The 20,392-nt window shown below is 32.1% G+C and carries 27 protein-coding genes and 3 tRNA genes; 13 read left to right on the top strand and 17 right to left on the bottom strand.

Annotated features, from left to right (window positions below; translation table 11 throughout):
* Positions 1–84: 84 nt before the first annotated feature.
* On the bottom strand, positions 85–2,271 hold the full coding sequence (locus Q4517_RS02355; RefSeq protein WP_303505793.1) for a transglycosylase domain-containing protein: 2,187 nt from the start codon (positions 2,269–2,271) through the stop codon (positions 85–87).
* A 224-nt stretch (positions 2,272–2,495) separates the two neighbouring features.
* Complete coding sequence (locus tag Q4517_RS02350) at positions 2,496–3,017, bottom strand: hypothetical protein (protein WP_303505791.1); 522 nt, start codon at positions 3,015–3,017, stop codon at positions 2,496–2,498.
* A 183-nt stretch (positions 3,018–3,200) separates the two neighbouring features.
* On the opposite strand from Q4517_RS02350, the gene Q4517_RS15475 reads away from it, so the two are divergent.
* Positions 3,201–3,287 carry an SVM family protein gene (locus tag Q4517_RS15475; protein WP_408034046.1) on the top strand — a complete coding sequence of 29 codons (87 nt, stop codon included), beginning with the start codon at positions 3,201–3,203 and terminating at the stop codon, positions 3,285–3,287.
* On the opposite strand, the gene arsM is transcribed toward Q4517_RS15475, so the two are convergent.
* From arsM to Q4517_RS02300, 10 genes are all read right to left on the bottom strand, one after another.
* Positions 3,253–4,221 (bottom strand): arsenosugar biosynthesis arsenite methyltransferase ArsM, encoded by a 969-nt coding sequence (gene arsM, locus Q4517_RS02345; protein WP_303505788.1) that lies wholly within the window; start codon positions 4,219–4,221, stop codon positions 3,253–3,255. The two genes, Q4517_RS15475 and arsM, sit on opposite strands and share 35 nt — an antisense overlap.
* A 100-nt stretch (positions 4,222–4,321) precedes the next feature.
* Positions 4,322–5,140, bottom strand: a complete 819-nt coding sequence (locus Q4517_RS02340) for a purine-nucleoside phosphorylase (RefSeq protein WP_303505786.1) — start codon at positions 5,138–5,140, stop codon at positions 4,322–4,324.
* A 119-nt stretch (positions 5,141–5,259) separates the two neighbouring features.
* A complete protein-coding gene (locus tag Q4517_RS02335) occupies positions 5,260–5,895 on the bottom strand; it encodes a TIGR04282 family arsenosugar biosynthesis glycosyltransferase (protein ID WP_303505784.1) in 636 nt (211 codons plus the stop codon).
* A complete protein-coding gene (locus Q4517_RS02330) occupies positions 5,892–6,332 on the bottom strand; it encodes a rhodanese-like domain-containing protein (RefSeq protein WP_408034045.1) in 441 nt (146 codons plus the stop codon). The genes Q4517_RS02335 and Q4517_RS02330 overlap by 4 nt, the downstream gene beginning before the upstream one ends.
* A gap of 201 nt (positions 6,333–6,533) precedes the next feature.
* Complete coding sequence (arsS, locus tag Q4517_RS02325; protein WP_303506048.1) at positions 6,534–7,589, bottom strand: arsenosugar biosynthesis radical SAM (seleno)protein ArsS; 1,056 nt, start codon at positions 7,587–7,589, stop codon at positions 6,534–6,536.
* 102 nt (positions 7,590–7,691) lie between these two features.
* Entirely contained in the window at positions 7,692–8,027 is a 336-nt protein-coding gene (locus tag Q4517_RS02320) for an arsenosugar biosynthesis-associated peroxidase-like protein (protein WP_086029663.1), read from the bottom strand.
* A gap of 72 nt (positions 8,028–8,099) precedes the next feature.
* Positions 8,100–8,807, bottom strand: coding sequence for a DUF547 domain-containing protein (locus Q4517_RS02315; protein ID WP_303505776.1), 708 nt, complete (start codon positions 8,805–8,807; stop codon positions 8,100–8,102).
* Positions 8,808–8,916: 109 nt separating this feature from the next.
* A tRNA-Leu gene (locus tag Q4517_RS02310) sits at positions 8,917–9,002 on the bottom strand.
* 61 nt (positions 9,003–9,063) lie between these two features.
* Positions 9,064–9,152, bottom strand: a tRNA-Leu gene (locus Q4517_RS02305).
* Positions 9,153–9,175: 23 nt separating this feature from the next.
* Positions 9,176–9,247 (bottom strand) — tRNA-Gly (locus Q4517_RS02300).
* A gap of 172 nt (positions 9,248–9,419) precedes the next feature.
* Between Q4517_RS02300 and cyoE the strand changes: the two genes are divergently transcribed.
* From cyoE to tsaB, 10 genes are all read left to right on the top strand, one after another.
* A complete protein-coding gene (cyoE, locus tag Q4517_RS02295; RefSeq protein ID WP_303506046.1) occupies positions 9,420–10,322 on the top strand; it encodes a heme o synthase in 903 nt (300 codons plus the stop codon).
* Positions 10,322–10,906 (top strand): cytochrome c oxidase subunit 3, encoded by a 585-nt coding sequence (locus Q4517_RS02290; RefSeq protein ID WP_115899441.1) that lies wholly within the window; start codon positions 10,322–10,324, stop codon positions 10,904–10,906. Before cyoE ends, Q4517_RS02290 begins: the two co-directional genes overlap by 1 nt.
* A 56-nt stretch (positions 10,907–10,962) precedes the next feature.
* A complete protein-coding gene (locus Q4517_RS02285) occupies positions 10,963–11,946 on the top strand; it encodes a cytochrome c oxidase subunit 3 (RefSeq protein WP_303505773.1) in 984 nt (327 codons plus the stop codon).
* An 18-nt stretch (positions 11,947–11,964) separates the two neighbouring features.
* The gene (locus Q4517_RS02280) at positions 11,965–12,303 is read left to right on the top strand and encodes a cytochrome C oxidase subunit IV family protein (protein WP_115899439.1); all 339 of its coding nucleotides are present in this window, start codon (positions 11,965–11,967) and stop codon (positions 12,301–12,303) included.
* 63 nt (positions 12,304–12,366) lie between these two features.
* Positions 12,367–13,014 carry a hypothetical protein gene (locus Q4517_RS02275; RefSeq protein WP_303505770.1) on the top strand — a complete coding sequence of 216 codons (648 nt, stop codon included), beginning with the start codon at positions 12,367–12,369 and terminating at the stop codon, positions 13,012–13,014.
* An 11-nt stretch (positions 13,015–13,025) separates the two neighbouring features.
* The gene (locus tag Q4517_RS02270) at positions 13,026–13,673 is read left to right on the top strand and encodes an SCO family protein (RefSeq protein WP_303505769.1); all 648 of its coding nucleotides are present in this window, start codon (positions 13,026–13,028) and stop codon (positions 13,671–13,673) included.
* Between the two features lies 1 nt (position 13,674).
* On the top strand, positions 13,675–14,199 hold the full coding sequence (locus tag Q4517_RS02265; protein ID WP_303505768.1) for a DUF420 domain-containing protein: 525 nt from the start codon (positions 13,675–13,677) through the stop codon (positions 14,197–14,199).
* Between the two features lie 16 nt (positions 14,200–14,215).
* Positions 14,216–14,404 carry a hypothetical protein gene (locus Q4517_RS02260; RefSeq protein ID WP_303505767.1) on the top strand — a complete coding sequence of 63 codons (189 nt, stop codon included), beginning with the start codon at positions 14,216–14,218 and terminating at the stop codon, positions 14,402–14,404.
* Between the two features lie 196 nt (positions 14,405–14,600).
* Positions 14,601–15,932, top strand: a complete 1,332-nt coding sequence (locus Q4517_RS02255; RefSeq protein ID WP_303505766.1) for a TolC family protein — start codon at positions 14,601–14,603, stop codon at positions 15,930–15,932.
* A 98-nt stretch (positions 15,933–16,030) separates the two neighbouring features.
* The gene (gene tsaB, locus Q4517_RS02250) at positions 16,031–16,705 is read left to right on the top strand and encodes a tRNA (adenosine(37)-N6)-threonylcarbamoyltransferase complex dimerization subunit type 1 TsaB (RefSeq protein ID WP_303505765.1); all 675 of its coding nucleotides are present in this window, start codon (positions 16,031–16,033) and stop codon (positions 16,703–16,705) included.
* Here tsaB and Q4517_RS02245 read toward each other — a convergent pair.
* From Q4517_RS02245 to Q4517_RS02235, 3 genes are all read right to left on the bottom strand, one after another.
* Positions 16,702–17,508: a mechanosensitive ion channel family protein gene (locus Q4517_RS02245; RefSeq protein WP_303505764.1), complete on the bottom strand. Its 807-nt coding sequence runs from the start codon at positions 17,506–17,508 to the stop codon at positions 16,702–16,704. The genes tsaB and Q4517_RS02245 overlap by 4 nt on opposite strands.
* Positions 17,509–17,564: 56 nt before the next feature.
* Positions 17,565–17,918: a DUF1304 domain-containing protein gene (locus Q4517_RS02240; RefSeq protein WP_303505763.1), complete on the bottom strand. Its 354-nt coding sequence runs from the start codon at positions 17,916–17,918 to the stop codon at positions 17,565–17,567.
* 73 nt (positions 17,919–17,991) lie between these two features.
* Complete coding sequence (locus Q4517_RS02235; RefSeq protein ID WP_303505762.1) at positions 17,992–18,192, bottom strand: dodecin family protein; 201 nt, start codon at positions 18,190–18,192, stop codon at positions 17,992–17,994.
* 173 nt (positions 18,193–18,365) lie between these two features.
* Between Q4517_RS02235 and Q4517_RS02230 the strand changes: the two genes are divergently transcribed.
* Positions 18,366–18,713, top strand: a complete 348-nt coding sequence (locus tag Q4517_RS02230) for a toxin-antitoxin system YwqK family antitoxin (protein ID WP_303505761.1) — start codon at positions 18,366–18,368, stop codon at positions 18,711–18,713.
* Between the two features lie 55 nt (positions 18,714–18,768).
* On the opposite strand, the gene Q4517_RS02225 is transcribed toward Q4517_RS02230, so the two are convergent.
* Positions 18,769–19,407, bottom strand: coding sequence for a ribonuclease H family protein (locus tag Q4517_RS02225; RefSeq protein ID WP_303505760.1), 639 nt, complete (start codon positions 19,405–19,407; stop codon positions 18,769–18,771).
* Positions 19,400–19,969, bottom strand: a complete 570-nt coding sequence (locus Q4517_RS02220) for a phosphoribosylglycinamide formyltransferase (protein ID WP_303505759.1) — start codon at positions 19,967–19,969, stop codon at positions 19,400–19,402. The genes Q4517_RS02225 and Q4517_RS02220 overlap by 8 nt, the downstream gene beginning before the upstream one ends.
* A gap of 180 nt (positions 19,970–20,149) precedes the next feature.
* Here Q4517_RS02220 and Q4517_RS02215 point away from each other — a divergent pair, with 180 nt between their 5' ends.
* Entirely contained in the window at positions 20,150–20,386 is a 237-nt protein-coding gene (locus Q4517_RS02215) for an acyl carrier protein (RefSeq protein ID WP_093871978.1), read from the top strand.
* Positions 20,387–20,392: the final 6 nt, after the last annotated feature.

Genomic DNA, 20,392 nt, shown 5'->3' with positions numbered 1-20,392 from the left:
GAATTGTATCGAGACGTCATTAGTTTGTTCTTGATACATCTTCCTTTGGTCGATACTTGAACTGACAGCATTTCTTACATTAAATTACTCCTTTTCTTTCTTCCCAAATAGCCTATTGAAAAAACCTTTAATTCCTTTTTCTCTGTAGGGAGGACAATCGATTAAAGAAGAAATTTCATCAGGAATATCAAAAGAGGTTAAATATTTATTTCTTAATTCAGGATTATTTTCTATTTCTTTTAGAATGTTGGCTACAATAGGCAGTGCTAAAGAAGAACCAGAACCATTTCCGCTAGTAAAATGTATGTCGTTTTTAGAGGTTCCAACCCAAGTTCCGAGAACAATATTTGGTGTGTATGCCATAAACCAAGCATTGGTGTAGTTTTGTGCGGTACCTGTTTTACTAGCTAACGGACTTTTGATTTTGTAGGTGTTTCTTATTTTAGCTCCTGTTCCTTGTTCAACAGCTTGTTGTAAAATAGTCGTTAACGTTTGTGTACTTTCTTTTTTAAATACTCTTTCTGCCTTTTGCTCTTTACTTTCATAAATAATATTCCCTTCTTTATCGGTAATCTTGCTAATCATATACAAGTCGTTCATTTCACCATTATTAGCAAATGAACCGTAAGCTCTTGTAGCTTCAAATAGGGATAAATCTAACGTTCCTAAAGCAATAGAAGGAGCGTCGTCGGTAATTTCTGGGAACAATAATTTTTCACAAGTATCGATTAGCCATTCTTTTTCTAGTTTAAAATAAAGGTTGACAGTAGGAATATTCATGGATTTAATCAATGCATACCACATGGCAACTTTTTTATCAGGAGTAGTGCTATGGTCGGCATTTTTCGGTTCCCAATTATCGTATTCAGGATAGGTTTTTTCTTCGTTTTCAAAATAATCACACGGAGAAATTCCATTTTCCAACGCTGTAGCATACAAAAATGGTTTAAAAGCTGAGGCTATTTGACGGTGCGATAACACCATATCAAAAGGAAGTGTGTTAAAGTTATTGCCGCCAACCCAACTGATTACTGCTCCGTTTTTCGGGTTTGTAACCAAAACAGAAGCATTTAACATTTTATTATAATACCAAAGGCTATCAATTTTATTACCAGTAATGGTTCTTGTACTGTCCCAATCAAATAGTTGAATAGTTCTCTTTTGTTTATCTTTTTCTGTGAATTGTTGCTTTTTTAACCATCTATTTTTTAGTCTGTTTGAAGCTAGTTCTTTATCTAATTGTTGTTGTTTGACGATGAGCTGCTCCTTAGCAGATTTTTCTGCAATCTTTTGAATATCGTAATTCAGTGTTGTATGAATTTTTAATCCGTCGGTTTCTAAGTTATAGTTGCTGCTAGAAGCTTCATTGCTCTTTTTTATGAGCTCAGCAGCTTTTTTCTTTACCTGATAGGTAAAATAACCGGCTGTTGTATTTATATCAAGGTTATGATAGTTGAGTGTAATAGGTAGTTTTTGTAAGCTATCGGTAGTTTCATTACTTAAATACGTTTCGTTATTCATTAATTGAAGAACTGTATTACGGCGTTTTTTTGCGTTTTCTGGGTTCAACCTCGGATTGTAATAGGTATTGGCTTTTAACATCCCCACTAATACAGCTGATTCTTCAATGTTTAATTCGTTAACAGATTTATTAAAAAATCGGTTGGAGGCTGATTCTACGCCAAAATTATTTTCTCCAAAAGGAACTGAATTTAAATACAACAACAATATTTCATCTTTGCTATATAGGTTTTCCATTCTACTAGCGATGATAAGCTCCTTTATTTTATTGATAGGCATGCTTAAAAAACCATGATATTGCCTTCCGTAGAGGTTTTTAATTAACTGTTGTGTAATAGTACTTCCGCCACCACCTGAGGCATCTTGTAGTAAAATACTTCTAAAGAAAACGCGGGCATAACTTTGACCATCGTATCCGTTGTGTGAATAGAATCGTTTATCTTCTGTAGCTATTAAAGCTTCTTTTAAATGATTAGGAATTTGCTCTAGTTGAACATTAGTTCTGTTCTCAGCAAATATTTTACCTATAATTACCTCGTCTGATGAATAGATTAAAGAAGCTTCTTCATTAATAACAGATGTTAACTCTTTTTTGTTGGGTAATTTACCAAACACCTCAAAATACACTAAGGAGAATAATAGTACTACTAAAAGAATTCCAAACAGGATGAATCCTGTAGCATATTTTAACAAAAGAGTTAATTTCTTATTTTCTCTAAGTTGAAGTTGTATTTCTTTCAATGTTTTCATTGTACAAAATAACGAAAACTAGTTGGTAAAATTGTGAAGGTTAAAAAATGAGGTTCGTTAAACTTTTGTGAAGTAAAACTAATGTTTAGCTATCGGTTGGGGTATGGTTTGTTGTTGTATTTTGGTTCTAGTTTATAAATAAAACAGAAACTTTTGTTAAGCAATTGCTTTTTCCAAAAAAGTATTTAAACCACAATAAACTATACTCTCTTGTTGTGTATAGGTTAATTTGTGAAATTTTCGAGTTCTTTTAATTCTTGGAAAATTCTTTGATTCCAAATTTCTTGTTTGTCAATTATTGTCCCAAATTCAGTTTCTTTTTCATACATAGATTGTCTTTTTGAATATATCAAATTAATACTATCATATATTTTACTTGCTTCTTCTCCTTGAATAAACCCCTTTTTAGCAAATACTTGGTTTATTTTTCGAGCATATAACTCGGAAATGTCAAAATGAAGTTGCTCATGAGATAAGACATTTTTATTAATTCTTTTAGGTTTGTAAAAAGATGAGTCACAATCAAACTCTGCATAAGCCAAATATTTTGATTTACCATTCCAAAATTTTGTTTTTAAGGTTTTAACGGAAATACCACAATAACTCACGGCTGCTACATCCCAATTTTTTACTGGTCCTTTAAAGTCATCCCATTTCAGTTTTCTTTCCTTATCCCAATTAAAAGTTTGAGATGAACAATGAATAGTAAAAATCAGTATTAATATCGTAATTATATTTCTTGACATTTTTTGCTTGTACACAATGATTGATATCGTCCGATAGCGAAGTTATTGTTTTAAAGGTTAAAAATCAAACTAAATTTACTAGGGAGTATGAAGAAAAAATCGTCATCACGAAAAATTTTAATTTTGAAGTAATCTAAAAATCATTGAGTAAACACTCAAAAAGATTCCTTCACTTTGTTCGGAATGACGATTTTAAAGATTGTTTTGTTATTCTTCCTCGGAATAACGTTTGTTATTAACAACACCCACCACCATCGTAATGATAGGTAGATTCTGAGAAAAATATATCGTCTCTTCCCAACGCTTTTAAAGCGGCTGCTGTTTTATCGCAAATAGCCAACGGTTGGTTTTTTAATAAGGTGTGTCCTGCGCCATCATCAAAATAGTCTTCATCTCCAAAATAAATGGCAGCTTTACCTGTAAATACACATGGACCATCAGCAGGCATTGGATCTTTAATCGCTGCTACTTCAATCGATTCGATATAAATCAATTCATCCGTAGGATAATTCTTAGGATCTAAAATTCTGTATGGTTTACGCGCTCTAATTTCAATAGTTCCAAAACCAGCATCCGTCAGCATTTTTACGTATTCTGTAATCGGTAAACTACCACTTAAACATAAGGCACGCAAACGTTCATCGTTGCGTAAGGTTTCATTCATCGGTTGCTCACAGGTAGGATCGCTCATTACCAAACGTCCGTGAGGCTTCAATATACGGTACATTTCAGCAATGGCTTTTTTTAGTTCTTCAGCTTTAAAAATGTTGAATAAACAGTTTTGAGCAGCCACATCAATCGAATTATCTTCTACAGGCAAATGTAACGCATCACCTTTGCGTAAATCGACAAACTCACTTTTAAACCAAGGGTTTTGAGCTTCTGCTTCCAAAAAATTCTTTTGAGAAGCTTCCAGCATTTCATCTACCACATCAATTCCTATCACTCCGTTTTTCTGACGAGAGAAATAAGAGAATTGTAGCAATTCCATTCCGCCACCCACACCTACGTATAATATTTTAGGATTGTTGGTTAAATCGCGAGCATGCACGGTAGAACCACATCCGTAGTTCATTTCTTGCATGATTTTCGGGATTTTTAACCCTGGTAACTCCCAAATTGGGTTTGTTGTACAGCATAAACCAACATCAGGGGTTAAGGCTGCTTCTTTATATACATCTTTGGTGGTTTCTAAGTAACTCATATTTTCAGTATTCAGTATTCAGTATTCAGTATTCAGTATTCAGTATTCAGTATTCAGTTAACAGTATGCTATTTTAGTGCATACTGAGGACTGTTTACTGCTAAACTATTTTTATCAATTCTTTAAAAAGCGTAATCATTTTTGGTTCTGCTTTTCCAGCAACTGCAATGATTTCAGTAATATCTACAGGTTGTAAGTTTTTTGGGTCACACTCATCAGTTAATACCGAAACGGCTGCACATGGAATGTTGAGTTGTTTTGCTACGATAACTTCAGGAACAGTGCTCATTCCTACTGCATCTACTTCTAAAATTTGTAACATTCTGTATTCAGCTCTAGTTTCCAATTGCGGACCTACAACACTTGCATATACACCTTCTTTCAGGTCTATGTCGTTAGCTTTAGCAATAGCTTTCAGTTGAGTGTTCAATTTTTTTGAATATGGTTCTAACATATCGGCAAAAATATTCCCAAACTCGTTTGCTCCTTTAAAGGCTAGGGGGGAACCTCCTTGTAAATTCAAGTGATCTTCAAGCAACATCAAATCCCCTTTTTTATAAGAAAGGTTGATAGCGCCTGCAGCATTAGAAACTAACAAAGTTCTAATACCTAATGAATGCATGGTTCTAATACCGTAGGTCACTTCCCATAAATTATATCCTTCATACATATGAAAACGACCCGACATAACTATAACTTTTTTACCCGATAAGGTTCCGTAAATAAGTTTTCCGGAATGAAATTCTACAGTTGCTTTGGGAAAGTGTGGAATATCAGTATACGGTACTTCATGTTCAATGGTTATTTCATCTACTAATTTTCCTAATCCTGTTCCTAAAACAATTCCTATTTCTGGGTTGGTAATTCCTTTGTGTTGAAGAAATTCTTGTGTTTCTTGTAGTTGTTGTTTTTTTAGCATTTTATATTGTGTTTGTCAGTCCAAGTGTTAATGGAATAGTCTTTGTTTTATGATTTAAAATAAACAAATTACATCGTCAATCATTTCGACTTCGCTCAATGAACACCTCGTAATGACGGTTAGTTTAAAAATTGATTGAATACTGGGTTGTTTTTGATGTCGTCAAAAACATCTACATCATTTAAGGTTTCTAACAAATGTACTGATTCGTTTTGTAAATCGTTTAAGGTGTCTTTTCTAACAGTTGAGGTTCCCCAGTCTTTATATTGAAAAATATTAGCATGGAGTTTTTTCATGCCAAATAGGTAATAACCACCATCTTCTGCAGGCCCCATAACTACATCATTAGAATTCAATTTTTCAAAAGCTTGATTGATGTGTTCGGAAGTTAAATCAGGTAAATCACTACCAATAATTACGACTTTTTCATATCCTGAAGAAAATGCTTGTTGAAAAGCGTTGTGCATTCGTATACCTAAATCGTTTCCATCTTGCAGGTGCTTTTGATATAGGGTAGCGTCCCAAATATCATTTTCACGAACTTTTACCGAGTAGTATACAGCTTTGTCACAAGATAAATTTTGGGTGACTTGTTTTGTGTGTTCTAATAAGAATTTATAAATATCTAACGCAGCTTCGTCTCCAATTGTTTTAGCTAAACGTGTTTTTACTTTACCTAATTCTGGGTTTCTAGTAAATATTAGAAGAAGATTTCTCGACTGCCCTCGAAATGACACTTCATTTTGATTATTCATATATTTTTTTCTCCTTTATGTAACCATTTACTCCATTCTTTATTGAAAGCATGGACTTTTTCTGTAGGATTGTTTTGTGGATTGACGATTGTGTTTCCTTTATTTTTCCATTCAAAAATACCACCATAAAGATTAAAAACATTAGTGTAATTTTCTTTTTGTAGCTTTTCGGCAATGTCTTCTGAACGAATTCCTAAAGAACAATACACCACAATTTTGGTGTTTTTGTTTTTTGGGAGTTTTTTTAAGGTGTTTTCTAAGTTGAAAAAATCATAACCAACACACATAGCATTCTTGATATGACTGACCTCAAATTCTTTGGGTTCTCTAGCGTCTAGTATAATTATGCCGTTACCTTGAGCGGAGTCGAAAGGCATTTCTTTTTGTAGTTCACTAATAGAAATATACGGAACACTTTCGGTGTTGTGTTTTTTCAATAACTGTTGTAAGTTCTTTTGAGAAAAAGAATTTAGGGACATTAAAAATATGAGAAAGATGAGATTTTTCATGTTTAAAGATATTCAATGGTGTTTGATGAAGTCTATAGAAAATTAAAGTGATTACATCTCGATACAATTTTTCTTCCAAAATGTCGAGAAAAACCACTCGATGTGACATTACTACATTAATTCATTGAACTATGCTACTGTACCTTGACAGCTACTTCCTGCGCCAGCAGTACAACCATAACAGTGTTGATTGATAATAATATTCCTGTTTTGTAACAATGCTTCGTTATATTCAGAAATGTGTTGTGATTTACTTGCTACTTTCAGGTTTAGCATTTGATTGAAATCGCAATCATATAAATATCCATTCCAGCTTATTGATAAGGTATTGGTGCACATTACATTTTCTACTGCGATTGGGTTGTAGGCTTCTACTAATGAATACATATAGTCTTCATAATTTTCAGAAGCAATTAGGTAATCTAAAAATCTACTGATAGGTAAATTGGTAATTGCAAATAAATTATTGAATGAGATTCCAAAATCTTCATCTAAGGCTTTTTTAAAGTCATTTTCTAAGGCTACCTGATCTCCTGGTAAAAAAGCTCCTGATGGGTTATAGACTAAATCTAGTTGTAAACCAGTTTCTTTAATTCCATATCCCACAGCATTTAGCATTTTTAAAGCTTCAATAGATTTATCGAAAACTCCATCACCACGTTGCTTGTCGGTTTTTCCACGAGTCCAATGTGGCATAGAAGAAACTACATGTACATTGTGCTTTTTAAAGAATTCGGGTAAATCGTAATACTTCTTATTTGCTCTAATAATAGTTAAGTTAGAGCGCACAATAAAATCTTTAATTCCTGCTTTTGAAGCTTCTTCTACAAACCATCGAAAGTTCGGATTCATTTCAGGTGCGCCACCTGTTAAATCTAAGGTATGTGCTCCAGTTTTTCTAATCACGTCTAGACATTGCTCCATGGTTTCTGTAGTCATGATTTCTTTTCGGTCAGGACCCGCATCTACATGGCAATGTGCGCAAACTTGATTACACATGTACCCTAAATTAATTTGAAGAATTTCTAATTTCTTAGGACGTAATGGAAATTGATTGATTTCTTTAAGTTTTTTTGCAAACGTAGGAAGTTTACCATCAGCAAAAATTCCGTTTGATAAAATTTCAAGCTGTCGTTGCGTGTTTGCTAAATCGTTGTTTCTAGATTTTAAAGATTTTTTCATTATCCTTTCTATTAAGCTGAAATAAGGTCAGCTTCTCATCATTTTTAGTATTTAATATCATTTGACTAGTTCCTAGTGTACTTTCAATCAAAATATGTTCTCTGCTTACATTTCTAATTTATTGACTTTATTCATCATTTGAACCCCGTGTACTAAAGTTGCTCCACTTTTAATGGCAGCTCCTACATGAATGGCTTCCATCATTTCCTCTTTAGTAATACCTCGTTGTAATCCGTCTTTAGTATAAGCATCAATACAATAAGGGCATTGTTCTGTATGTGCAACAGCTAAAGCGATTAAGCTTTTTTCACGTGCGGTTAGAGCTCCTTCTTCAAAGACTTTTCCGTAATAATCAAAAAACTTGTTTCCAAGTTCTTCACTCCATTCTGTTATTTTACCAAACTTACGTAAGTCGGCAGGGTCGTAGTATGTTTTTGACATGTTATTTTGTTTCTAATAAAAAGTAAAAGTACCAAATTGTTTTCACTGCTATTTTACAAAAGGGTAGCGATATTATCTACCATTTAAGGACCAATCGTATTTTAAATAACTAATTTTAGCTTTTTGATTGATTTTTACATCTGAATATTGATTCAGAAAATTGATTAAGTGTCCTTCTTTTGTAAAATCTCCTTGAAACCATTCGAATATTTTAGATAGTTGAACTTTGTTTTCTGAAATTTTATTTCTTGAAGAATCATTGATAAACTTTTTCATTAAAAGAGTAGTTTTTGATTCATAATTTTTTTCTGTGAACGCATAATTTGGTAATTGAGGACAAGAGCCTGATGCGCAGTTTACAGCGACATGAATTTTTGGGTCGCTATATTTTTTACGTAAAATTTCATGTTCAATTTGATTTAAGGTATAGGTTTTACCGTCAACTTTAGCAAAAGGAATACTCCATGCGTCTTTACCTTTCTTTTTAATATTCATAATACTTTTAAGAGGGTAATTGTTTAAAATCAGTTGAATGGTGTACGCATTATATGCATTAGCCCAAAAAGCTTTAGCTTTTGCAGCTGACCAAGATTTTTGAGGTTTTAAGTTTGCTAACTCATTTAAATAAGCTTGAAGTTTAGCTTCGTCTTGTTTAAACCCTTTATAGTTAACGCTTCCTTTTGTGTTTACATGTTTTTTTAGTAACTCATCAAAAGTGTTGGTTTGAGCAGTAGAATTTAAGAAAAAAGCTAAACTTAATAGTAAAAATATCTTTTGCATGATTTTCTATTTTGAAGTTTAGACGTAGGTTTTGAGGGAACATTACAAAGAATATTTCTAAAAGTTTAGATACAAAAAAAGCCTTAACAAATAAATGTTAAGGCTTTTGTACTGAAGGCGGGACTTGAACCCGCACGGGCATTACGGCCCATTGGATTTTAAGTCCAACGTGTCTACCAATTCCACCACTTCAGCGTATGTGCTTTGTTAATGACTACTTTTAAAATGAAACCTCACTCATACAAGTGAGGTTTCTTGGTACTGAAGGCGGGACTTGAACCCGCACGAGCATTACGGCTCATTGGATTTTAAGTCCAACGTGTCTACCAATTCCACCACTTCAGCATATTCTCTTTTAAAAAGGATTGAGCGAAAGACGGGATTTGAACCCGCGACCCTCACCTTGGCAAGGTGATGCTCTACCCCTGAGCTACTTTCGCGTAGTCAAAAATTATTTTAATGAACGTGCATTACTGCGAATGCGGGTGCAAATATAATATCATTTTTTTAATTACAAAATAGTTTTTGTTTTTTTTCAATTTTAATTCCAATAAAAATATATGGTGGTTCAATAAGAATGGAATATCTTTGCAGAAATTTTTAAAATTAAAAGTGGATTCTGTTTCAACTGTACATACTAAAACTTCCATAAAATCAATAGTTAAGGACTTTAAACAGTTAACGAAAGTTGGGTTGTCAATTAGTGTGGTTTTTACTTCTATTACAGGATATTTATTAGGAGCAGAATCGATTAACTATACTACAATTATTTTATTAGCTTTAGGAGGGTATTTAATGGTTGGAGCATCAAATGCGTTTAATCAAGTAATAGAAAAGGATATCGATGCAGTAATGCAACGTACCAAAAACCGTCCGTTACCTTCAGGAAGAATGTCAACAACGACAGCTTTGATTATAGCAACGTTATTTACAATTGCTGGTATTGCTATTTTATATGCTATCAATCCAAAATGTGCTTTGTTTGGAGCTATTTCTATATTCTTATATACGAGTGCATACACGCCGTTAAAAGCTATAACACCTTTGGCTGTTTTTGTAGGAGCGATTCCAGGAGCTATCCCTTTTATGTTAGGGTGGGTAGCTGCAACAGGTAAGTTTGGTATTGAAGCTGGATTTTTATTTATGATTCAGTTTTTTTGGCAGTTTCCACATTTTTGGGCAATTGGTTGGTTACAATTTGAAGAATATAATAAGGCAGGGTTGCATATGCTTCCTATGGATAAGAAAGATAAAGGGGCAGTTGTTCAGATTATCTTTTATACATGTATTATGATTTTAATGTCGATTGCACCTGTATTAAAAGTAACAGGTAACTTCTATATATACCCATTAACAGCGGTAGTTATTTTGTTATTAGGGTTACTAATGCTTTATTATGCAGTTCAATTATATAAAACAGAAAAAAACACCGATGCAAGAAAGTTAATGCTAGCAAGTGTTTTTTACATTACAATAGTACCCATTATATATGTGGTAGATAAATTTTTACACTAATGAGTGAACAAACGTTACAAGAAGAATTAAAAGTAGCCAAGCGTAAATCAGCAAAACCAATGTTGTGGATTTCCATGATTAGTATGGTGATGTTTTTTGCAGGATTAACAAGTGCTTATGTTGTTAGTATGAATCGTGAAGATTGGGTAACGTTCGATTTACCACAAGCGTTTTATATTAGTACTGTACTAATAGTATTAAGTAGTATTACGTTGTTTTTTTCTCAAAAACTATTAAAAAAAGATAACATACAAGCTTCATTTACTTTGTTGTTAGTTACGTTAGTACTTGGTTTAGGTTTTGTATGGTATCAATATGTAGGGTTTAATGAATTAAAGGCTGTAGGGCTTTATTTCACAGGACCTGAGAGTACGGTGTCTACATCGTTTATTATAGGAATAACATTTATGCATATTTTACACCTGTTAGCAGGTGTAATAGTGCTTTTAGTTGTTATTTATAATCATTTTAAAAAGAAGTATTCTTCAACCGATATGCTTGGGTTTGAACTCGGTGCAATCTTTTGGCATTTCGTTGATGTACTATGGATTTATCTATTTTTCTTTTTCTATTTTATTAGATGATGAAAAATGCGTAATTTTGGCGCACTGATTTAACAAAAATTAACAATAAGAGATTTATGGGAGCAAATATTGCTGTAAATTCTGACAACAAAGAGACCTGGGGCGGAGGTGGTGTGAAACCATTTGGTGCTAGTTATGGTAAAATGATGATGTGGTTTTTCATCGTATCAGATGCATTAACTTTTTCGGGCTTTTTAGCAGCGTATGGTTTAACACGTTTTAAGTTTATCGACTCTTGGCCCATTGCTGATGAGGTATTTACACACTTTCCAGGATTACATGGTGTACACGCACCAATGTACTACGTAGCATTAATGACGTTTATTTTAATTGTATCGTCGGTAACTATGGTGTTAGCGGTAGATGCAGGTCATAAAATGCAAAAGAAAAAAGTAGCTTGGTATATGTTTGCTACTATCGTTTTTGGTATTATTTTCGTTGGGTCACAAGCTTGGGAATGGAAAAATTTTATTAATGGTTCATACGGAGCAGTTAAAACTACTGATAATCATATTTTACAATTTGTAAAAGACGGTCATCAAATTGCTTTAGCAGATTTTGTTCATAACGATAGAAAAGACGAAAGAGTTCAACATCAAAGAGAAAATGGATTGTGGTTTGAAAAAGAAGCAACAATTTCTCAGTATTCAGTAGCTCAGGTGCAGGAAGCTTTTAAAGCAGATCCATCTTTATTAATTAGAATTGAAAAAGTTAATCTTGAAACCAAACAAAAAATAATCTTATCTAGAGAAGAGAGTTTAGCTCATCTAGGAAAAGCTCAAATGGTAGTAGAAGGAGCCAACTTACAAGTAAACGAGTATGGTAACCCAATTTTTGCCAATTTCTTTTTCTTTATTACAGGTTTCCATGGTTTTCACGTATTTTCAGGTATAGTTCTTAACATCATTATCTTTTTTAATGTAGTGTTGGGTACGTATGAACGTAGAGGGCATTATGAGATGGTTGAAAAAGTAGGTTTATATTGGCACTTTGTAGATTTAGTTTGGGTATTTGTATTTACCTTCTTCTACTTAGTATAATCAAAAAACAATAGTAAAATGGGTCACGCACACGAATCAAATACAAAAAGAATTTGGATTGTTTTAGCAATCTTAACAATAGTAACAACAGTAGAGGTAGCTTTAGGTATTGTAAAACCAGCAGGATTACACTTACACGGATGGGGTACTAGTTGGTTAAATTGGATATTTATTATCTTAACAATTGTAAAAGCATATTATATTGCTTGGGCTTTTATGCACTTAGAAGGTGAAAAACCATGGCTTAGAAGAGCAATTGTTTGGACAGCTGTTTTCTTAATATGTTATTTAGTAACGTTAGTATTAATAGAAGGTGGTTACTTATACGATACACTAGCACCATTAGTAAAATGGTAATCATATAAAACAAAATAAAAGGTGGTGTTAACCACCTTTTTTTATACTTAAATTTATAGTAAGATGGATAAAACAAAAAGAAGCATAGTATTGTTTGCACTATTTATTGTGCCGTTATTGTTTTATATATTTTTATCATTAGGAATTAATAACTTTGCTAAGTTACCTGTACTTACAGAAAATGTAATTGATATTTCTTCAATTAGTAAAAAGCATCAATTTGATAAAAGAATATCAATAGTTACCTTTTTAGGAAGTAATATAGATGAAGCTAAAGGAGAATTATTTAACCTTAATGAAAAAATATACAAACCATTTTATGGTTTTAAAGACTTTCAGTTAATTGTTATTGTTTCAGAAAAATCTAAAGAAGATGTAGAAAAACTTCAAAAAGAAATAGGAGCTTTCACAAATATGATAAAATGGAACTTTATTTTTGCTAATGATGCAGAAATAGAGGTATTGTATGATAGTTTTAAAACAAATCAATCACTAGATGGAGAATTACATTCATCAAAAGCTTTTATAATTGATAAAGATGGAGGTTTAAGAGGAAGAACAGATGATGAGGATAGTGCAGGAGGTAAGTTGTTTGGTTACAATATGAAATCTGTAGCAGAACTTAATAATAAAATGAAAGACGACGTTAAAGTGGTGTTAGCAGAATATCGTTTAGCATTAAAAAAGAATAACGCAGATAGAGAAATTTAAGAAGGACTCACATGAAAAAACAAAATTATTCATACATAGGTATTTCATTGATAGTATTACTTTTTGGTATTTATGCAGTTCCAAAAATTGTAGCACACTTCCAAACAGCTAATTTGCATAAGTTTAATAAAGTACCAGATTTTGAGTTTATCAATCAAGAAGGTAAACCAATCACTAATAAGGATTATGAAGGTAAAGTATATGTGGTTGAGTTTTTCTTTGCTACTTGTCCAACAATCTGCCCTTTAATGAATGCGCAAATGGTGGAAATTCAAAATGAATTTATGGGGAATCCTAACTTCGGTATAGCATCATTTTCAATCACTCCAGAAATTGATACCCCACACCAATTAAAAGAATACGCTAAGAATAATGGAATAAATCATAAAAACTGGCATTTGTTAACAGGCAAACCAGAGGACGTTGTATATGATTTATCAAATGAAGGTTTCAAGCTGTATGCTGGAAAAGGAGAAGCAAGCCATGGAGGATTTGAACATTCTGGGTTATTTGCATTAGTAGATAAAGATGGATATATTCGTTCACGTTATGATGAACACGGGAATCCAGTTATGTACTACCGTGCTTTAGATGAGCATAATTTTGGAAATCAAATCAGTGAATTAAAAGAGGATATTAAGTTATTACTTAAAGAGTAAAATGAGTACAGCAGAAGAGAAAAAATATAAAAAACTTATTACCATAGTTTCTATTGTAATTCCTATTGCAGTGGCCGCTTTATTTGGTGTAAAAATACCTAATGTAGAACCGTTGTCTTTTTTACCACCTATTTATGCGAGTATAAATGGTTTTACAGCAGTATTGCTGGTGGCGTCGGTAGTAGCTATTAAAAAGGGAAAAAGAAAGCTGCATGAGCAGCTAAATACGACGGCTATAATTTGCTCAGCATTATTCTTAGTAATGTATGTAGCATATCATATGACTTCGGATTCTACTAAGTTTGGAGGAGAGGGAATGATTAAGTACGTGTATTTTTTCATTTTAATAACTCATATATTGTTATCAATAGTAATTATACCGTTTGTGCTAATTACATTTATGAGAGCTCGTTTAGGTAATTTTCCTGAGCATAGAAAAATTGCTAAAATTACATTTCCGTTATGGTTATATGTAGCGGTTACTGGAGTAGTTGTTTATTTAATGATATCACCTTATTATGTTTAAAAAGATTATATTTTTAATGTTTGTTGCATTTTCGATTGATGCTTCTGCACAATGTGCAATGTGTAAGGCAGTGATTGAAGGTGGTAATGAAACTATTGCTGAAGGAGTAAATAATGGAATTACGTATTTAATGGTGTTTCCGTATATATTAGTAGGGCTATTATTTTACTTTATTTATCGTCATAAAAAGAAAGCAAAAAACTAGTATTCTTAAATCAGGAATATTTTTTGTAACATTTCTCAGTTTTAATCGTCATATAGACGCAGTAAAAATAATTTATCGTTTTTATACGTTAGAGTGTAAAATTGTTTGCTAGTTTTTCTATAATTAACAGAAAAGCAATATATTTCTACTTTTAAAAATATAAACTAACTGAGTTTAAATAAAAAATATTGATCTTTTGAAAACTAAAATTGCATTATTTGCAGCTATTTTTACTTCTATAGCTGTTTTTTCACAAAAACAATGGACACTTAAAGAGTGTGTAGATTACGCCTTAAAAAATAATATAACAGTTAAGCAAAATCGCTTAAACGTTCAATTGGCTGAAAAAGATGTTGAAATATCTAAAGGAAACTTTTTGCCTGATTTAAACGCTTCATCTAGCGCTGGTTTTAGTTCTGGTTTATCACCAGACCAAACTGGGGTTTTAAAGAATACTCAGAATTTCAATTCTTCATTTGGACTATCAACTAGAGGAACTATTTTTAATGGATTTAGAAACTTAAATCAAAAAAAGCAGGCACAATTAAATGTAAAAGGAAGTGAGCTGGACTTGGCTAAAATAGAAAATGATATTTCTTTAAATGTAGTAAATGAATACTTAAATGTGTTGTTTGCAAAAGAAAACTTATCGGTTGCAACAGTTCAAGCAGAGATTAGTAAAAAACAAATAGAAAGAGCAAGAGCTCAGTTTGAAGGAGGAGTAATTCCAAAAGGAGATTTATTAAATGTTGAGTCAACAGCTGCGAATGATTTTCAAAGTGTAGTGTTACAAGAAAATACTTTGAGCATAGCTTTACTAAGGTTAAGTCAATTATTACAGATTTCATCAGAAGACTTTGATGTAGCAGATATTGAAGTGGGAACTCCTTCGGCAGCATTGCTATATGAAAATTCTAACGTAGTATATGAAAAAGCTTTATCTGCTTGGCCAGATATAGAAAGAGCTAAGTTAGATGTAAGTAATGCCGACTTAAATATTAAGTTAGAAAAAGGAGCTTACTTACCCAACTTGTCTTATTCAATAGGAGCAAGTAGTTCTTACTTTCATCAGTTTAATAACCTATTCCCAAGTCAAACTAATGCCTACTTTTTTAAACAAACAAAAGATAGAATTAGATATAATTTAGGCTTGTCACTTAATATCCCAATCTTTAATCGTTTTCAAACAAAAAACAGAGTAAAAAAATCTGTTATAAATAAAGAAGTTTCTCAACTTGCTCTTGAAAATCAAAAACTACAACTACAACAAGAAATAGAAAGTGCTTTTTTAGATGCAAAAGCAGCAGCTAAAACTTATGAAGCAGCGCAGGTATCATTAGAAGCTCAAAAAGAAGCGTTTAAAAATGCTCAGGTAAGTTATGATTACGGATCAATGACTCAATTCGATTTTGATCAAGTACGTAATCGATTAGTAAATGCAGAAGGAGCAATGATTAGAGCTAAATACGATTTTGTATTTAAAACAAAAGTATTGAAGTTTTACTACGGAGAGTCAATCGTTGACTAACTAAGAAAGATATATTTATTGTTGGAAGAGCCTTGTTAGAATTTTACTAATGAGGTTTTTCTTTATAATGTATCTTTGTCAAAAAATAAATTTCAGATTTGGCAACAATCTTACATATAGAAACGGCAACTAAAAACTGCTCGGTTAGCGTAGCAAAAAAAGGAGAACTTTTAGCAATACAAGAACTAAATGATGGTAACTATTCACATGCCGAAAAGTTACATCCGTTTATTCAGCAGGTAATGCAAGAAGCAAAACTTTCTTTTAGTAATATTGATGCTGTAGCAGTTAGTAAAGGTCCAGGTTCTTACACAGGATTACGTATTGGGGTTTCGGCAGCAAAAGGATTGTGTTTTGCATTTGATAAACCTTTAATATCTATTGAAACATTACAATCATTAGCTCATAAAGTTTCTGTAGAGGAAGGAGTTGTTGTCCCGATGTTAGACGCACGTCGTATGGAAGTATATGCAGCTGTATATAATTCTAAATACGAACAGGTAAGAGATATAAAAGCAGAAATTATAGATGAAAATTCTTTTCAAGAGTATTTGTCAATAGGAAAAGTATATTTTTTAGGTGATGGAGCAGAAAAATGTAAAGAAGTTATTACGCACGAAAATGCAGTTTTTATTGACGGAGAGTTTCCTTCAGCAAAAGAAATGGTAAAGTTAAGTTTTGATAAATACAAAAAAAACGACATCGAAGATGTCGCTTATTTTGAACCTTTCTATCTAAAAGATTTTGTAGTTACGCCTGAAAAAAAACGTTAACCCTCTTTGTGAATTTCAACAGAGTGTGGGTAAGGAATTTCAATTCCAGCGTTATCTAAGGCAATTTTAGTGTTTTCAGTTATATCGAAGTAAACAGACCAGTAATCTTCTGTTTTAGACCAAGGTCTAACAGCAAAATTCACAGAACTATCTGCCAATTCAGATACATTTACGGTAGGAGCAGGATCTTTCAATACTTTTGGGTGTGAGGTAATAACATCCATTAATATTTCTTTAGTTTGTTTAATATCTGCATCGTAAGAAACACCAAAAGTTAAATCTACTCTACGAGTACCTTCTGTAGAGTAATTAACAATGTTCCCGTTAGATAAAGAACCATTAGGTATAATTATTTCTTTATTAGATAAGCCTGTAAGTTTAGTAGTGAAAATTTCTATTTCTTTTACAACACCAATTTCTCCTTGAGCCTCTATCAAATCACCAATTTTAAAAGGTTTAAAAAGCATAATTAAAACACCTCCAGCAAAATTACCCAAAGAACCTTGTAAAGCTAAACCAACAGCTAAACCAGCTGAGGCTAAGATAGCGGCAAATGACGTGGTTTCAACCCCTAGTTTTGCTATTACTGTGATTATTAAAAGGATTTTTAATGCCCAATGCAGTAAATTAATTAGGAATTTTTGTAGTGTAACATCTACTTCTCTTTTAACCATTATTTTTTTGGTAGCTCTAAGTAGTAGGCTAATAATATAAGAACCTACGATGTAAATAATAATAGCCATAATCGCTTTTGGAGCGTAGGTGATTATTAAATCTTGAAAATTTTCTAAATACTTTTCCATTTCTTATGGTAAATTTTAGTTGTTAATAAATGATTTTAGTTAGTAGTAGTTGGTTTTTATAGTATAAGACAAACTAATCCTAATAAGGCAGGTATAGATTGGATGACAAAAATACGAGGTTTTTTTGTAGAAAAAGAACCATAAGCACCAGCAATAAAAACACAAATTAGAAAAAATATAGCAACATCAGTTTTTTGGGATAAAATAGACCAAATTAAGCCAGCAGCAAGGAAACCATTATATAGACCTTGGTTGGCAGCTAATACTTTTGTTTCTTCAGCAAAACTCTCAGATTTTAAACCGAAAGTTTTTATTCCTTTAGGGGTAGTCCATAATAGCATTTCTAATATTAGAATGTATAAGTGGATGAAAGCAACTATTGATAAAAGGATATATTGTAAGATGTTCATATATAAAATAAAGGTAAAATATGCGGTTTAGATAGTTATCAAAACCGCATGTAATAGTTAGTATGTATTAAGGTTACTTTACTTCAAAAGTTACTTTTAGGTTTACTCTAAATTCGGTTACTTCATCATTATTTACAACTACACTTTGTGATTGTACAAAAGCAGATTTAATTCCTTTTACTGATTTAGAAGCTTGTTTAATGGCCTTTTTAGTGGCGTCTTCCCAATTTTTTTCAGAATTAGCTAAAATTTCAATTACTTTCATTACTGCCATAATAATTTTTTTAAAGGTTAATACATGTAAATATAAGGTTTTAAAAATGTTTTTTAGCTAATAAAGAATTGTTGAAAGTATCCAATGTTAATTTAATGTTATGTAAATGTTTCAAATATGTAAATTTTTTGTATATTTGTGTTAACAGGTATTAACTTTAAAAGATTTAGATTATGAAAAAATTAATAATAGCAGCTTGTGTATTGTCCGTATCTTTTTTACAAGCTCAGGACATAGAACCAAAATATGAAGTTGAGGGTGATTTAGTAAAAGCCACTTATTTTTATAAGGACGGTACTATTAAAGAGCAAGGTTTTTTCAAAGATAAAAAGTTAACAGGTACTTGGACTTCTTTTGATAAGAAGGGGAATAAAGTAGCTATTGGTCATTATGAAGTAGGAAAAAAAGTAGGTAAATGGTTTATGTGGAAAGAAGATGGATTGAAAGAAATTGATTTTAAAGATAATGCCATAGCAAGCGTGCAAACTTGGAAGGAAGAGACCAAAATGGCAGTGAAATAAGTTAATATTTTGCAGAATAAGAGAATTAGACCGAGTATTTTATATACTCGGTTTTTTATTTTCTACCAAAATCAGCAGGAATTTCGCCCCAAGCTTTAGTTTCCCACTTTAACAATGGGTTTTTAAATGAGTTTTGTTGTAACCAGGTTTCAGCACGTCTAATTAAGTCTAAAATATCTTTATTAGAGCTATCAAATGTAATATTGGTTCTGCATTGCTTCTTTTTAACCCAGCTCATAGCTATTTTAGAATCCGAATAAATTGGGAGAGAATCCATGTTTTTACTTTTTAACAAAGCAATTCCATGCACAAGAGCTAAGAACTCACCAATATTATTAGTACCGTTCTTAAATGGTCCCATTTTAAATATTTCTTTCTTATTATGAGTTAAAACACCTCTGTATTCCATCAAACCAGGGTTTCCTGCACAAGCAGCATCAACAGATATACTTTCTAAAATAGGAGAACCATATTTGGCTTTTTCCTCCAGAGAAAGCGTTGTTTTTTTAGTGTCTTTTCCTCTATACTCGTTATAACTCTTCTTTAATGCTAATTCAGCTTCTTTTTTATCAGTAAAGGCCTTGTATTGTGCACCAGTAAATCCGTCAATTTGTTTTTTACAAGCACTCCATGATGAAAAAACACCAGTTTTTTTTCCTTTCCAGACTACATAATACTTTTTTTTCTTACCCATTCTGTAGTATTACCTCTTCAATAATCTTAGGAAAATGTTCATACTCTAATTCATGAACTTTTTGAGCAATGGTTTCAGGAGTATCTTCAGAAGAAACAGCCGTTTTGGCTTGGTAGACAATAGCTCCTTCATCATAATTTTCATTCACATAATGAATGGTAATGCCTGTTTCAGTTTCATTATTTTCTTTTACAGCTTTGTGTACATTCATGCCGTACATTCCTTTTCCTCCATGTTTTGGCAGCAATGCTGGGTGTATATTGATTATTTTATTAGGAAAAGCTTCTACAATTTTAGAAGGAATACGCCATAAAAACCCCGCTAACACTATAATATCAGCTTCAGCGAGTAAAAAGTTTAAAACAGTGTCATCTTTGCTAAAGCTCTCTTTGTCAAATAAAGAAGCGTCAATATTTAATCGTTTACAACGATCAAAAACTTTGGCACGTTGGTTGTTAGAAAGCACATGAGTAACAGTCGCAGTTTTAGTTGAATTAAAGTATTTTATGATGTTTTCGGCATTAGAACCCGAACCAGAAGCAAAAATTACGATGCGTTTCATGTTAAAATTTAGTTGTTTTGTTACTACAAAAAAAAGAATAATTATTAACAATGGTGGTGTTTGTAGCAAAATATTCAGGTATTTTTTTTATTTTAGACATCACATTTTTGAGCAAAAGTTAGAATTAATAACTAAGATTTGTATTTTTGCCACGATTTTAAATTTTAAAACAAACAAATTATGTCAGACATTGCATCAAGAGTAAAAGCAATTATCGTAGACAAATTAGGAGTAGACGATAACGAAGTAACTAACGAAGCAAGCTTCACAAACGATTTAGGAGCAGATTCTTTAGATACGGTTGAGTTAATCATGGAATTCGAAAAAGAATTTGATATTCAAATTCCAGATGATCAAGCAGAAAACATTGGTACTGTAGGTCAAGCGGTTAGCTATATTGAAGACGCAAAAAAATAAGATTAT

It is taken from the genome of Tenacibaculum sp. 1_MG-2023, from assembly GCF_030547425.1.
Classification (GTDB): domain Bacteria; phylum Bacteroidota; class Bacteroidia; order Flavobacteriales; family Flavobacteriaceae; genus Polaribacter.
Note: the sequence above shows the minus strand (reverse complement) of the source record. Positions and strands in the feature narration are given on the sequence as shown.